General features: G+C 73.1%; 12 protein-coding genes. 5 read left to right on the top strand and 7 right to left on the bottom strand.

Annotated elements, in window-relative coordinates; translation table 11 throughout:
* Window positions 1-316: 316 nt before the first annotated feature.
* Genes BM223_RS03565 through BM223_RS03550 form a run of 4 tightly spaced genes read right to left on the bottom strand, consistent with a single transcriptional unit; the run spans window position 317 to window position 4,398 of the window.
* Window positions 317-1,090 carry a class I SAM-dependent methyltransferase gene (locus BM223_RS03565; protein ID WP_052139002.1) on the bottom strand — a complete coding sequence of 258 codons (774 nt, stop codon included), beginning with the start codon at window positions 1,088-1,090 and terminating at the stop codon, window positions 317-319.
* Between the two features lie 17 nt (window positions 1,091-1,107).
* Window positions 1,108-2,349: a glycosyltransferase family 61 protein gene (locus tag BM223_RS03560; protein ID WP_038681589.1), complete on the bottom strand. Its 1,242-nt coding sequence runs from the start codon at window positions 2,347-2,349 to the stop codon at window positions 1,108-1,110.
* Window positions 2,346-3,389, bottom strand: a complete 1,044-nt coding sequence (locus BM223_RS03555; RefSeq protein WP_052139003.1) for a glycosyltransferase — start codon at window positions 3,387-3,389, stop codon at window positions 2,346-2,348. Before BM223_RS03555 ends, BM223_RS03560 begins: the two co-directional genes overlap by 4 nt.
* Complete coding sequence (locus tag BM223_RS03550; protein WP_052139004.1) at window positions 3,382-4,398, bottom strand: glycosyltransferase family protein; 1,017 nt, start codon at window positions 4,396-4,398, stop codon at window positions 3,382-3,384. Before BM223_RS03550 ends, BM223_RS03555 begins: the two co-directional genes overlap by 8 nt.
* 109 nt (window positions 4,399-4,507) lie before the next feature.
* Between BM223_RS03550 and BM223_RS03545 the strand changes: the two genes are divergently transcribed.
* The gene (locus BM223_RS03545; RefSeq protein WP_038681591.1) at window positions 4,508-5,578 is read left to right on the top strand and encodes a putative sugar O-methyltransferase; all 1,071 of its coding nucleotides are present in this window, start codon (window positions 4,508-4,510) and stop codon (window positions 5,576-5,578) included.
* A gap of 124 nt (window positions 5,579-5,702) precedes the next feature.
* Here BM223_RS03545 and BM223_RS03540 read toward each other — a convergent pair whose 3' ends face one another.
* Window positions 5,703-6,755, bottom strand: a complete 1,053-nt coding sequence (locus tag BM223_RS03540; protein ID WP_038681593.1) for a sulfotransferase family protein — start codon at window positions 6,753-6,755, stop codon at window positions 5,703-5,705.
* Between the two features lie 81 nt (window positions 6,756-6,836).
* Between BM223_RS03540 and BM223_RS03535 the strand changes: the two genes are divergently transcribed.
* From BM223_RS03535 to BM223_RS03525, 3 genes are read left to right on the top strand one after another with little or no spacing between them, the layout of a single operon-like run.
* Window positions 6,837-7,538, top strand: a complete 702-nt coding sequence (locus tag BM223_RS03535; RefSeq protein WP_038681595.1) for an acyltransferase — start codon at window positions 6,837-6,839, stop codon at window positions 7,536-7,538.
* A 9-nt stretch (window positions 7,539-7,547) separates the two neighbouring features.
* Entirely contained in the window at window positions 7,548-7,805 is a 258-nt protein-coding gene (locus BM223_RS03530) for an acyl carrier protein (RefSeq protein ID WP_038681597.1), read from the top strand.
* Window positions 7,802-8,539 carry an SDR family NAD(P)-dependent oxidoreductase gene (locus tag BM223_RS03525; protein WP_038681599.1) on the top strand — a complete coding sequence of 246 codons (738 nt, stop codon included), beginning with the start codon at window positions 7,802-7,804 and terminating at the stop codon, window positions 8,537-8,539. The genes BM223_RS03530 and BM223_RS03525 overlap by 4 nt, the downstream gene beginning before the upstream one ends.
* On the opposite strand, the gene BM223_RS03520 is transcribed toward BM223_RS03525, so the two are convergent.
* The gene (locus BM223_RS03520; RefSeq protein WP_038681600.1) at window positions 8,540-9,796 is read right to left on the bottom strand and encodes a phthiocerol/phthiodiolone dimycocerosyl transferase family protein; all 1,257 of its coding nucleotides are present in this window, start codon (window positions 9,794-9,796) and stop codon (window positions 8,540-8,542) included.
* 136 nt (window positions 9,797-9,932) lie between these two features.
* On the opposite strand from BM223_RS03520, the gene BM223_RS03515 reads away from it, so the two are divergent.
* Window positions 9,933-11,315: a class I adenylate-forming enzyme family protein gene (locus tag BM223_RS03515; RefSeq protein ID WP_038681602.1), complete on the top strand. Its 1,383-nt coding sequence runs from the start codon at window positions 9,933-9,935 to the stop codon at window positions 11,313-11,315.
* Here BM223_RS03515 and BM223_RS03510 read toward each other — a convergent pair.
* Complete coding sequence (locus tag BM223_RS03510; protein ID WP_038681604.1) at window positions 11,299-12,618, bottom strand: MATE family efflux transporter; 1,320 nt, start codon at window positions 12,616-12,618, stop codon at window positions 11,299-11,301. The two genes, BM223_RS03515 and BM223_RS03510, sit on opposite strands and share 17 nt — an antisense overlap.
* Window positions 12,619-12,676: the final 58 nt, after the last annotated feature.

Below are 12,676 nucleotides of genomic sequence, written 5' to 3'. Positions count from 1 at the left end.
GACAAAACGGTCGTGAATCCACTGGATTCGCGACCGTTTTGTCCGGTACGACCGGGGCGATGGGAGAGGCGGCCGTCAGGGCCCCGCAGTCAAGGACGCCGAAGGCGCCGCGCAGCGGACCGAGCGCAGCGAGGGTCCTTGACGGCGGGAGACGGCCGGCTCAGCGCGGCCGCCACCGCAACCCAGCTCACCAGCGCCCAACCCTGCGACCTCGAGGGTCAAACCCTGCAACCTTGAGGGTCGAACCCTGCACCCTCGAGCGCCCAACTCTGCAACCTCGAGGGTCGAACCCTGCTACTTCGGCCGCCGGAACGCGCTACTTCGCCGCCTTGCGGACGAAGACCATGAGGGTGGGGGCGAGGGCGGGCGGGGTGAGGCGGTCGACGAGCTGGGCGACCCGCCAGGCGGGGGCGTTCGAGCCGAAGTACGTCGGCTCCGAGGCGTGCCCGTAGACGACGAGCTCGTTCGGCGCCGGGAACAAGGAGGAGAGCGAGCGGCGGGTGTTCATGCTGTAGCGGACCGGGAAGACGTCCTCGGCCTTGCGGTGCGGCTGGAGGCGGGACAGGACGCGCGTGTGCAGGTCGTTCGGTACGGCGCGCGCGCCGATGCCGATGATCCCCCACTTGTTGGGGGTGCGGGCGGCGATCCAGCCGCCGGGCTTGAGGATCCGGAGCATCTCGGCGGCGACGGTCCGGGCGTCGGTCTCGCCCACGTGCTCGAGGACGTGGTCGGCGAGGACGAGGTCGAAGGAGGCGTCCTCGAACGGCAGCAGCGCGCCGGGCTCGATCACCTGGGCCGAGGCGAGCGTCGGGTTGTCGAGGACGACGGGGTCGACGTCCACCCCGTGCACCTCGGCGACCCGCTCGTGGAACGAGCGCAGGCGACGGTGCAGCTCGGGGAAGGGCTCGATCGCCCACAGCCCGCGCCCGGCGCCGAAGTCGAGCACCCGGCTGTCGGGCGAGAGCAGCGCGTTGACGCGCGTGTAGAACTCGATGAAGCCGTCGTGGCGGGTGTATCCCCCGGCACGCACCTCCGGGTAGAGCCGGGTGAGGGTCTCGCCCGGGCGGAACGTCGATTCGGAGTCGTTCACGACCACACCTTAGATCTCTAGAGGTCCGCGAGGAGGGCGTCCACGGACGCCAGCACCCGTGCGGGAGGGATGGACACGTCGTCGAGCACGCCCTGGTTGGGCCCGTCCGGCCCGGCGGCCGGCTCGGCGACGAGGTAGCGGTAGTCGGCGCCGACCGCCTGGCAGATCGCCCACAGCCCCAGGTGGACGTACGTCGACGCGAACATCTCCAGCACCCGGACGCCGGGCCGGGCGAAGGTGAGGTTCGTCAGCGCCGCGCCGTGGGGCGAGACGACGACGTCGGCGCCGTGGAAGAGGTCGATCTGCTCCTGGACGCTGTGCTGGCCGGGGTCGATCCGGACGAACCCGCGCCGCTCCAGCTCGGGCCACAGCGCCGGCTCCTCGACGTACCGGCGGGTGCGCGGGGTGGTGCCGCGAGTGATGTAGAGGCGGCGCGGCCCGTCGGCGACGGCCCCGCTGGGGGGCAACCGCTTGCGCAGCCAGTCGACGGTGGCGGGCGGCGCCTGCAGCGCCCAGTTGGGATTGCTCGGGACGAGCAGCCGGTCGGCGCGGACGGTGCGGCCGCGCGCGGGCTGGATCAGCCGGGCCGAGACGCCGGCGAGCTCGAGGAGCTGGCGCTGGTACCCGCTGCGATGGGGTACGACGACCGCCGCGACGTCGTCGAGCGCCCGCTCGCCGAGCGTCTCGTCGAGCACCGCCAGCCGGCCGATCGCGTCGTAGAGGAAGTGGTAGTAGTTCTCGGCCGTGCCGCGGGCGGTCAGGCTCAGCGCGGTGCCGCGGACGTGCTCGACCGGACCGAGCGTGGGCCGCAGGAAGATCGGGTGCTCGCGCCAGTCGACGACGCCGAAGTAGGTGCTCGTCTCGTGGTCGAGCACCTTGCCGGGCGTGGTCGCGGCGCCGTAGTCGCCGGAGAGCCGGCCGTCGGCGATCTCGAGGGTGAAGGTCGCCGGGATCGTCGTCGCCGGCACCCGGGGCGTCGGCACGGTCGCCTCGTGGATCGCCGCGAACAGCCAGTGCCCGGCGGGCTCCCCCAGGGTGGCCGGGCGCAGCCACGGCTCCTCGGGCCGCCCGGCGTGCAGCGCGACGCCGGGCTCCCCCGCCGCGGTGGCCGCGGCCCGGGAGGTCGCCCGGCGCGGCACCCCCCGGCTGCCGAGCAGCGGCGAGACGGCGCGGAAGACGTGGCCCAGCAGCCGGGTGACCAGCAGGTGCACCCGCTTGAGGAGCGGCCACCACGGCCGCAGCCAGGCCGGGAGGCTCATCGCGCCACCAGCCGTCGTACGACGGCCCAGACCGGGCGGAAGCGGACGACCCGGCCGATCAGGACCCGCATCCACAACGGCTTGATGATCCGCTTGACCGCCCGCGAGAGCCGGCCGTCGATCTGGAGCAGGACCAGCTCGAGCTCGGCCTCGGCCTTCTCGTTGAGCGCCACCGACGCCGGGTGGACGAGCGGGAACGGCATCGCCTGCGCGGGCATCGGCTCGCGTGCGGTGTGGGTGTGGGTGGCGTCCGGGCCGAAGCCGTCGTTCTCGACGAGGTTGAGCGAGGGCGTGATCGACAGGCCCCGCTCGGACATGATCGTCACCCACCAGTGGTGGTCCCAGCCCCGCGAGTCGCCGTCGCGGTCGCCGGCGACCTGGGTGAAGTGCCGCAGCGCGGCCTCGGTGACCAGGGCGTCGGGGTGCGGCAGCACCTCGACCGGCCGGACGGCGTCCGCGGTGCGCGGGGTCGCGCCGACCCGCTCCTCGGCTCCGGCGTGGTCGCGCGGGAACACCGCCCGGTGCGCCTTCCACCGGTCGGCCCAGGTCGCCCACCCCCACACGCTGGCCCAGGTGGTGAACGCATAGCTGTCGTCGCCGAACATCGCCCGCGGGATGCCCTTGTTGTCACCGGCGACCTGCCAGACCCGCGGCTTGTCGGCGTAGCGGTCGAGCAGCTCGACGCAGAAGTCGAAGAAGGTCGGGTGCGGGATGCAGTCGTCCTCGAGCACGATCGCCCGCTCCACCTGGGAGAACACCCAGTCGAGGCCGAGCTCGACGTTGGCCTCGAGCCCGATGTTGCGCTCGGCGAACCGGGTGTGGACCCGGCCCGGCCATGGCGCCGACGTGAGCAGCTCGCGGACCTCGGCGCACCGCGCGGCGTCGTCGGGGTGCGTCGCGCGCGGACCGTCGACGACGAGGAAGACCTCCTCGGGACCGGCGGCCAGCACCGCCTCGACGGTCCGCCGGACGACGGCGGGCCGGTTGAAGGCGACGATGACGACGGGTGTCCGGAGCGGGAGGGCGGGCGACTCAGGCACGACGGCCCCTCTCTCCGAGCTGGGTCAGGAACCGGTGGGTGGCGGTCGCCGCCTTGCTGTTGACCGCCGTCCGCGCCGCGTGACGCAGCCGGGGCGAGCGCAGCACCTGGCGCGCGATCGTGGCCGCGCGGCCGCCGACCCGGCTGAGGACCAGCTCGAGCTCGCGCTCGACGTCGGTCGAGAGCGCGACCTGCGCGGGGTGGTGCAGCGGGAAGCCGATCGACGCGGCGGCGTGGTCCCGCTTGCCGGGCGCGACGCCGTGCGTGGCGTCCTCGCCCCAGCCGACGTTCTCGACCATGTTGACCGCGGGCGAGATCGCCAGGCCGCCGAGCGTCATCATCGTCAGCCACCAGTGCTTGTCCCAGCCGTGGGTCACCGTGTCGGACGACGCCGCTGCCTCCGCGAAGTGCTGCTGCCCCGAGCGGGTGACGAGCAGCCCCTCGCGCGGCGCGGCCGGCACCGTGCGGACGGGCGCGTCGCCCGCCACGTGGTCGCGCGGGAACACGGTGCGGTGCCGCTGCCAGCGGTCGGCCCAGGTCGCCCAGCCCCACACGCTCGCCCAGGCGGTGAACGCGTAGCTGTCGTCGCCGAACAGCCGGCGCGGTACGCCGAGCCCGCTGCCCGAGACCTGCCAGACGCGCTCGTCGTCGCGGTAGCGCTCGAGCAGCTCGTCGGCGTACCGGAAGAAGTCGGGACCCGCCTGGCAGTCATCCTCGAGCACGATCGCCCGGTCGACCTGCGCGAACACCCAGTCGAGGCCGAGCTCGACGTTGGCCTCGAGGCCGAGGTTGGCGTCGGCGTAGCGGCGGTGCACCTCGCACGGCCAGTCCACCTGCTCCAGCACCGCGCGCGTCGCGGCGCACCGCTCGGCGTCGTCCGGGTGCGTGGGACGCGGGCCGTCGGCGACCAGGAACAGCTGCGCGGGGCGCGCCGACCGGATCGCGGCCAGCGTCTGCTCGGTCAGCTGCGGCCGGTTGAAGGCGATGAGCGCCACGGGGGTGGTGAGCAAGCCGTTCCTCGGGGGTCTGGTGCTGGCGATGACCTGGCGGTGATCCGGTGGAAAGTCTTCCACCAGATGTCAGAACGACCCGCGCCCGATGCGGTTACAGTTGCGCGCTGTGCCCCCGATTTCCGCTGACGCCATCGTCGCCAAGGCCCGTCGTGCCAACCCCGAGCTGGTCGCCGGCTGGCTCCGCCGCCGGGCCAAGACGGGCGCGGCCCGCGCCGGCTTCATGGTCAGCCGGATCGACGAGGAGGGCCGCCGCTACGTCGAGGTGACCCACAACGACGACGTCGCGCTGCCGCCCGGCGCCGAGGCCGAGCTGCGCCAGGACAACCCGCGCCTCGCCGCCCTCCAGGCGACCTACGACGCGCTCGACCTGCCCTCCGCCGTCCACACCCAGTGGCGCCAGGGCTTCCTCAAGAAGAACCTCTCGCTCGCCTGGTTCCGCGGCGACAACGCCTACGTCTGGCAGTTCCGCCAGCTCGGCCACGCCGCCCGGATCCGGATGTACCTCGCCATGCTCGACGTCCAGGAGCGCGACAAGCTGGGCCTGTTCGACAAGCTCACCGAGGACGGCCTCTTCGGCGCGTTCACGTTCGAGTTCGGCCAGCGCCCCTCGGTCAGCCGCGACCTGCTCGACAGCATCAACGAGATCAACTACCTCGACGACCAGATGGGGCTGTCGTCGATCCAGGGCCTGCGCGTCCTCGACATCGGCGCCGGCTACGGCCGCCTCGCCCACCGGATGTCGACCGCCTTCCCCGACCTCGCGGCGTACGACTGCGTCGACGCGGTCGCCACCTCGACCTTCCTGTGCGAGTACTACACCCGCTTCCGCGAGCTGCCCGACACCGTGCGCGTCGTCCCGCTGAACGAGCACGAGAAGCTCGGCGAGCGCTACGACGTCGCGGTCAACATCCACTCGTTCTCGGAGGCCTCCCACGAGGCCGTGTGCTGGTGGCTCGACCGGATCGCCGAGCGCGACATCCCGTGGCTGCTCATCGTCCCGAACACCCCCGACGAGCTGCGCAGCACCGAGCTCGACGGCTCGATGAAGGCGTTCCGGCAGGACGTCCTCGACCGCGGCTACGAGCTCGTGGACGACCGGCCGATCCACCAGTCCGACGAGCTGCGCGAGCTCATCGACCTGCACGACCGCTTCTACCTGTTCCGCAAGAAGGCGTGAGCGGGTCTCCGGCACCTCCAACAGGCAGCAAGCTGCCGGGCAGGCGCCTCTCGCCCCGCTGCCACGCCGCGGTTGCCGCAGGCGGAGTGCGAGGCTGCCCGGCGACCAGACCGGGCACAGCCCCCTAGAGCGACCAGCTCGCGAACGACTGCCCGGTCAGCTCGCGCAGCCGGTCGACCTCCGGCTGCAGCTCGGCCCGCAACGCCGCCTCGACGGCGGGGCTGAGCTGCGGCCGCTCGATCTTCTCCCCCGTACGACGCCACGCCAGGTGCGCGACCCGGCGCGCGGCCGGAAGACGGCGGACCACCCGCACCAGCGGGCCGCGCCGGATCGCCATCAGCCAGGGGGGCAGCGCCCGCTTCTCCTCGGCGGTGTTGTGGCGTCCCCAGTCGTCGCCGGAGAGCTCGGGGCGCTCCAGGCCGAGGAAGTCGAACACCCGGCCCATCGTCGCGTCGACGTCGGCGCCGAGGTCGGCGAGGTCGACGACGAGCACCCGGTCCTTCCCGAAGGCCTCGAGGTAGGGCTCGAGCTGGGTCGCGTAGCGGCTCGACGCGACGAGCGGGCTGGTCGGCTCGGCGGGGTCGGCGAGCTCGTCGTCGAGGGGATGCTCGGCGGAGTTCCAGGCGACCATCTCGACGTGCTCGGCGATGATCCGGTCGACCGGGTCGCGCACGAGGTAGATGATCCGGGCGTCAGGCACGAGGTCGGCCATCCGGTCGACGACGCCCGGGTAGCAGGGGGCCTTGCTGTAGAAGGGCGTCGACTCCAGGCGGTAGCGGGTGCCGGGGGCGAAGCGCTCCTGGTAGGCGCCGACCCAGTCGCGGCAGTCGGGGTCGGTGAAGAAGCGCATCTCCTTCTCCTCCGAGGCCGCGATCTCGGGATGCACCGCGAGGTAGCTGTGCATGCTCGTCGTGCCGGCCTTCGTCGCTCCGACGACCAGGACGTTCGGCAGCCGGGCGGGGTCGGGCTCGACCGGCGTGGCGTCGCCGCGGCGCACCCGGTGGCGGGGGGCGACCCGCACCGTGCAGTTCGGGCAGGCGTCGACGGGGCCACCGTCGGCCGCCAGCGTCCAGCCGGTACGACGCAGCCAGGCCGGGCTCGCGATGGTCAGGACGGGCGGGACGCAGAGGTCACACTGCATCGAGACCCGGCCGTGGGCCAGGGGGGTGAGGAGCACGCGGCCGAGGATAGGGCCTCCCGGGCCCTCCGCTCCGCGGAACGGCTCCACCGGACCGACGGCGTGTGTAGGCTGCGCCGCGTGCGCCAGGCCCTGACGACCCTTGTCTTCCTGCTGCCCCCCAGCAGGCTGAAGAACCGCCTGCTGCGCAGGCTCGGCCACGTCATCCCCGACACCGCGGTCGTCGGCATCAACCTGGTCCGCCGGGTCGACCGGTTCGAGCTGGGCGAGGGCTCCCTCATCCACCACTTCAACATGTTCCGCGACCTGCGCCTGGTCAAGATGGGCATCGGCTGCCGGATCATGCTGTTCAACCAGATCGTCGGCGACTCCGGCTACGAGCCCGGCGCGACGCCGACCGACGACCTGCGCACGCTGCGGATGGGCGACGACTCCCACATCATCAGCCAGCACTACCTCGACTGCGGCGGCGGCGTGATCCTCGGCGACAACGCCTGGGTCACCGGCATCCGCTCGACGCTGCTCTCCCACGCGTTCGACCCGACCAACGGCGGCGTCATCCTCGACCCGGTGACGATCGGCGACCGCGCGGTCGTGGCGACGTCCTGCACGATGCTGCCGGGCACCGTCGTCGGCGAGGGCGCGCTCATCGCGGCCGGCTCGACGACGTGGACCGGTCAGGAGGCGAAGGGCGCCCACCTGCACGGCGGCGTCCCGGCCCGCCGGCTCGCGCCGATCGACATTCCCCGGCACGTCTACAACCGGGCCCGTTACCAAGGACCCCGTGGCGTCGTTGGCACTCCGAAGCCCCCATCTGAGTAGAGGTTCGGAATGAACGAGATTGAGCCCAGGATCGTCACGATCGTCACCGAGCTGCTGGAGCGCTCCGACCGCGAGGAGACGACCGTCTCGCTCGCCGCCACCCTGCACGGCGACGACGGCCTCGCGCTGGACTCGCTCGAGACGGCCGAGCTCTCGGCGATCCTCGAGGACGAGTTCGGCAACGACCCGTTCGGCGCGGGCCTGCTGCCCGAGACGGTGGCCGACATCGTGGCGTTCTACGCCGACGCCACCGCTGCGTCCGCATGACCACTCCCCGCACGGTCATCGTCACCGGCGGCAGTCGCGGGCTCGGCGAGGGCATCGTCCAGCACTTCCTCGACGCCGGTGACCGGGTGGCCACCTGCGCGCGCAGCGAGACCGACGCGGTCCGCGCGTGGCAGGCCGACCCCGCCTACGCCGACCGCTTCCTGTTCCGCAAGGCCGACCTGGCCGACCGCGAGCAGTCGACGCAGTTCGGCAAGGACGTCATCGCGGAGTGGAAGTCGGTCGACGTCCTCGTCAACAACGCCGGCGTGGCTCGCGACGGCATCCTCGCGCTCTTCAGCGACGACGACTCCGACACGGTCATCGACCTCAACCTCAAGGCGACGATCCACCTCACCAAGCAGGTCGTGCGCAACATGCTGGCCCACGGCGGCGGCCGGATCGTCAACATCTCCTCGATCACCGGCCTGACCGGCTACCGCGGGCTCAGCGTCTACGGCGCCACCAAGGCCGCGCTCGACGGCTTCACCCGCGGGCTGGCCCGTGAGCTCGGCTCGCGCAAGATCACGGTCAACAGCGTGGCCTCGGGCTACCTCAAGACCGAGATGAGCCACGGCCTCGACGACGCGCAGCTCAACCAGATCGTCCGCCGTACGCCGGCCGGGCGGCTCGGCGAGCCCGACGACATCGCCCGCGCGATCGCCTTCCTCGTCGACGAGCGCAACGACTGGATCACCGGTCAGGTGCTCGTCGTCGACGGCGGCCTCACTGCCTGACTACTGGCTGAGGCTCTCCTCCTCCGCGCCGATCAGCGCGAGGTACTCGGCGACGAGCGCCTCGCGCTGCTCCGGCGCGACCCGGTTGTCGTCCGTCGCGAAGGTGTGCATCAGCCGGCCCTTGTAGAACGTCAGTGCCAGGAACACCACCTGGTTGGGCGCGGCGACGAGCTGGCCGTGCAGGCTGCGCAGCCACTCCGGGTCGGAGCCGGCGTCGACGACGCCCATGTTGCTCACCACCACGCACGGCGGCCCGGCGGCGAGCGCCGCCGCGATGCGGTCACGGCCGACGGCGAGCTCGGAGACCGCGTCGAGCCGGGTCAGGTGGAAGAACAGGTCGCCCTCGCCCCGGCCCAGCGCCTCGACGACGCCGGCCTTCACGTCGGCCGCGAGCGCCCACCGGTCGGCCGGGTCGGCGGTCCCGACCCGGAACGGCCGGGACAGGACGGCGATCGCCATCGCCTGCGCCAGTGCGGGATCGCTCGGCGGCGCACCGAGGTCGGCCGGCGCGGCGAGCTGGAGCGTCGCGTCGCCGTCGCAGAGCACGTGCGCGGTGCTCGTCAGGAGCGCCGACACGACGTTGGCGAACGGGTTCGCGCCGTGAGCGCGGCCCTCGGCGACGATGCGGGCCGAGGTCGCCGGCCCCATCTCGACGTGGCGCAGCCAGGAGCGCCGCGGGACGGCGGCGTCGGGCCAGTCCGCAGGCCCCGGTGGGCCGAAGGCGGCGTTGCGGGTCTTGAGCTCGCGCAGCAGGTCGATCATCGCCGCACGGCTCTGCTGCCACGGGTGGGTCGTCGCCGGTGGGGGCGCCTCGGAGAGCTGTTGCTGCTCGGGGATCTCCTGGCCGTCGAGCAGGCGCACGAACCACTGCAGCTCGGTGATCCCGATCCGGCCGTCGATGATCGCGTGGTGCCCGTTGAAGATCACCCGCGAGCGCTCGCCGCCGGGATCGGTCAGGTAGTGGCACCGCAGCGGGACGCCCAGGTCGCAGGGTGTGTCGCCCTCCTCCTCGAACGCCCGGTCCCACGAGGAGAACGGCAGCTCGTCGTGCCGGAAGACGTCGTGGTCGAGACCGACGTCGGCGATGGTGAGGTCGTCGGTCGCGGCGGAGCGGGCGAGCACCCGCCGCGCGCGGTAGGCGTCCCAGGCGCGTCGTACGTCGTCGGGGTCGAAGCAGCGATCGAGGTCGGCCGAGATCATCGACGTGCTCGGCCAGGCCTGGTCGAGGAAGGTGTAGTACTTCTCCGCGACCGTCATCGGACGATGGGCACCCACGGTTGCTCCAGCCTCTCGGGACACAGGACGATCCTGCCCCCTGCCAACGCTTCGACCTCCCCCCGGGTGACGCATGCGCCATACTCGGCCCGGACTTTCTGCGAAAGGAACGACACCGATGATCGGGTTGCTGGAGAAGGCCGCCGCCGAGCGGCCCGGACAGGTCGCGGTCGTCACCCCCGAGGCCACGCTGACCTACGGCGACCTGCTCGACGGCGCCCGCCGGGTGGCCGGCGCGCTCGCCGAGCGCGGCATCGAGCGGTTCGCCGTCCTCGAGCCGGACGCCGGGTGGGTGCTGGGCCTGCTCGCCGGCGCGGCCGCGGTCGGCAGCGAGCCGTGCCAGTACCAGCCCGACCTCGACGCCGCCCAGTTCGCCGAGCAGGCGGCGGCGCTCGGGCACACGGTCGTCGTGACCCGGCGTACGGACCTGCCCGACGGGTTCACCGTGCTGCGGCCCGACGAGCTCTCGGCCCCGTTCGCGGGCACGCCGGCGCCCGGCGCCCCGCAGCCGGTGATGATCCGGACCACCGGCACCACCGGGCTCCCGAAGGCCGCGCGCCACGACTGGACGGTGCTCTCCCGCCGCGCCGGCGCCGCCCGCCCGCACCCCGAGCAGCGCTGGCTGCTCGCCTACGGACCGCAGCAGTTCGCCGGCATCCAGGTGCTGCTGCACGTGCTGTCCGTGCACGCGACGCTCGTCGCCCCCTTCCCGCGCCAGCCGCGCGACGGGCTGGCCGCGCTGCTCACCCAGGACGTGACGTGCGTGAGCGCGACGCCGACGTACTGGCGCTTCCTGCTGGCCGAGGCCCGCAGCGCCGGGGCCGTGCTCCCCCGGCTCGCCCAGATCACGCTCGGCGGCGAGGCCAGCTCGCCGGACCTCCTCGCCGAGCTGCACGACGCCTTCCCCGACGCGCGGATCTCGCAGGTCTACGCCTCCACCGAGTTCGGCTCGATCGCGTCGGTGCGCGACGGCCTGCCCGGTCTCGCGGCGAGCAGCCTGTGGAGCCCGGAGCACCCCGAGGGCCAGCTCCGGGTCGAGGACGGCGAGCTGCTCGTCCGCGCCGGCACCGGCATGCTCGGCTACGCCGGCGACGCCGCGGAGTCCCCGCGCGAGATCGACGGCTGGGTCGCCACCGGCGACCTGGTCGAGGTCGTCGACGGCCGGGTCCTCTTCCGCGGCCGCTCGTCGGAGGTGATCAACGTCGGCGGCGTGAAGGTCCACCCGCTGCCGATCGAGGAGCGGGTGGCCGCCGTCCCGGGGGTGCAGGTGGCGCGCGTCCACGGCCGTGCCAACCCGATGGTCGGCGCCGTCGTCGCCGTCGAGGTCGCCCTCACCGCGGAGGCGCGCGCCGACGAGAGCGCGGTCAAGTCCGCCATCCGCAGCGCCTGCGCCGACCTCCCCCGCGCCTGGCAGCCGCGCAGCATCAAGGTCGTCGACGAGGCCGTGCTCGCCGCGGCGACCAAGGGCGGCAAGACCGTCCGGGCTACTTCACCGGAGTGAGGCGGTGCCGGCCCGGCTTCGCCGGCGCCGGCTTCCGCTCCGGCTGCGGCTGCGGCTCCCCGGCCGTGGCCCGCTCGGGGACGTCGGGCAGCGGCCCGCGGCCCTTCCACATCACCGCGATCCACCAGCACACGGTGGAGACGCCGGTGCCGACCGCCATCGCCCACAGGGCGCCCTCGGCGTCGCCCCAGGCGGCGCCGATGACCATGCAGGCGCCGACGAGCACGATCGAGACGATGTCGGTGACCATCGCGGCCTGGATCCGGTGGGTGCCGATGAGCGAGGCGCGCAGGCCGCTCTGGGCGGCCATCAGCAGCACCTTGAGGCTGAGCGCGAGCATCAGCGGCTGGACGATGTCCCAGGCGTCGCCGAGCACCGCGTGACCGATCACGTCGGGCAGGAAGACCAGCACCACGAGGTTGAGGACGCCGACGACGGTGGCGATCATGATCGCCCGGCGGACGTGGCCCCACACCAGGCGCGGGTCCTCGCGGTCGCGGGCGATGTCGGCGGCGGCCGACGTCCCGACCGCCATCTGGACGGCGGTGCTCGGGGCGCCGAGCAGGGTCGCGGCCCGGAACGCGGCGACGGCGATGGGGCTGCTGAACAGCGCCATGAGCGAGGCGGTGGCGAGCGCCGTCCCGCTGGCGGCGAGGCCGCTCACCATCGAGCGCCACGAGAAGTCCCACCGCTGGCGCAGCCAGTCGCGACCGCCGCCAGTGGGCGCGCCGTTCTGGACGAAGACCCACAGCGAGGCGACGACGCCGGACCCGACCCACGCCGCGACCAGCCAGGTCAGCGAGTCGAGGTCGAGCACGCCGGCACCGACGAAGCCGACGGCGAGCAGCACGAACCACAGCGAGTCGAGCACGACCGCGCCGCCCGGGCGCTGCCGGGCGATCGCGAGGTAGCGGCCGACGTCGTGGAGCACGAGGAACGGCAGCGCCAGGCCGAAGACCAGGATCGGGCCGCCGAGCGCGCTGCCGCCGGCGAGCAGCGCGGCACCGGCCGCCACCGTCACCGCGGCGGCGAGGACGCCGAGCTGGAGGGTCGCGCTGATGATCGCCCCGGGGCGGGCGTCCGCGTCGTCGGGATGCACGAGGGCGGTCGTCGAGATCAGGCTGCGGAAGACGACCTGGGCAACCGTGTAGACCATCACGACCAGGCTGTAGCGGCCGAAGTCGGCGGCACCGAAGGCGTGCGCGACCCAGATGAGGGCCGCGATGTTCGACAGGCTGGAGAGGATCTGGTCGACGGTGACCAGGCTCAGCCGCCGGCCGGCCGAGCCGACCTGCGCGGTCATCCGCGCCGCCGTCGGAGGAGCAACCCTGGAAGCACCCGCAGATCATCGCACGCACCTG

Source organism: Pimelobacter simplex (assembly GCF_900114845.1).
In the GTDB taxonomy this organism is placed as follows: Bacteria; Actinomycetota; Actinomycetes; order Propionibacteriales; family Nocardioidaceae; genus Nocardioides; species Nocardioides simplex.
The sequence above is the reverse complement of the archived record's forward strand: the minus strand, read 5'-3'. Positions and strand labels throughout refer to the sequence as shown.

Coding starts and splice junctions, on each gene's coding strand:
- BM223_RS03525 (WP_038681599.1), top strand. CDS start 7,802: ATGACCACTCCCCGCACGGTCATCGTCACCGGCGGCAGTCGCGGGCTC.
- BM223_RS03560 (WP_038681589.1), bottom strand. CDS start 2,349: ATGAGCCTCCCGGCCTGGCTGCGGCCGTGGTGGCCGCTCCTCAAGCGG.
- BM223_RS03530 (WP_038681597.1), top strand. CDS start 7,548: ATGAACGAGATTGAGCCCAGGATCGTCACGATCGTCACCGAGCTGCTG.
- BM223_RS03510 (WP_038681604.1), bottom strand. CDS start 12,618: ATGACCGCGCAGGTCGGCTCGGCCGGCCGGCGGCTGAGCCTGGTCACC.
- BM223_RS03520 (WP_038681600.1), bottom strand. CDS start 9,796: ATGACGGTCGCGGAGAAGTACTACACCTTCCTCGACCAGGCCTGGCCG.
- BM223_RS03515 (WP_038681602.1), top strand. CDS start 9,933: ATGATCGGGTTGCTGGAGAAGGCCGCCGCCGAGCGGCCCGGACAGGTC.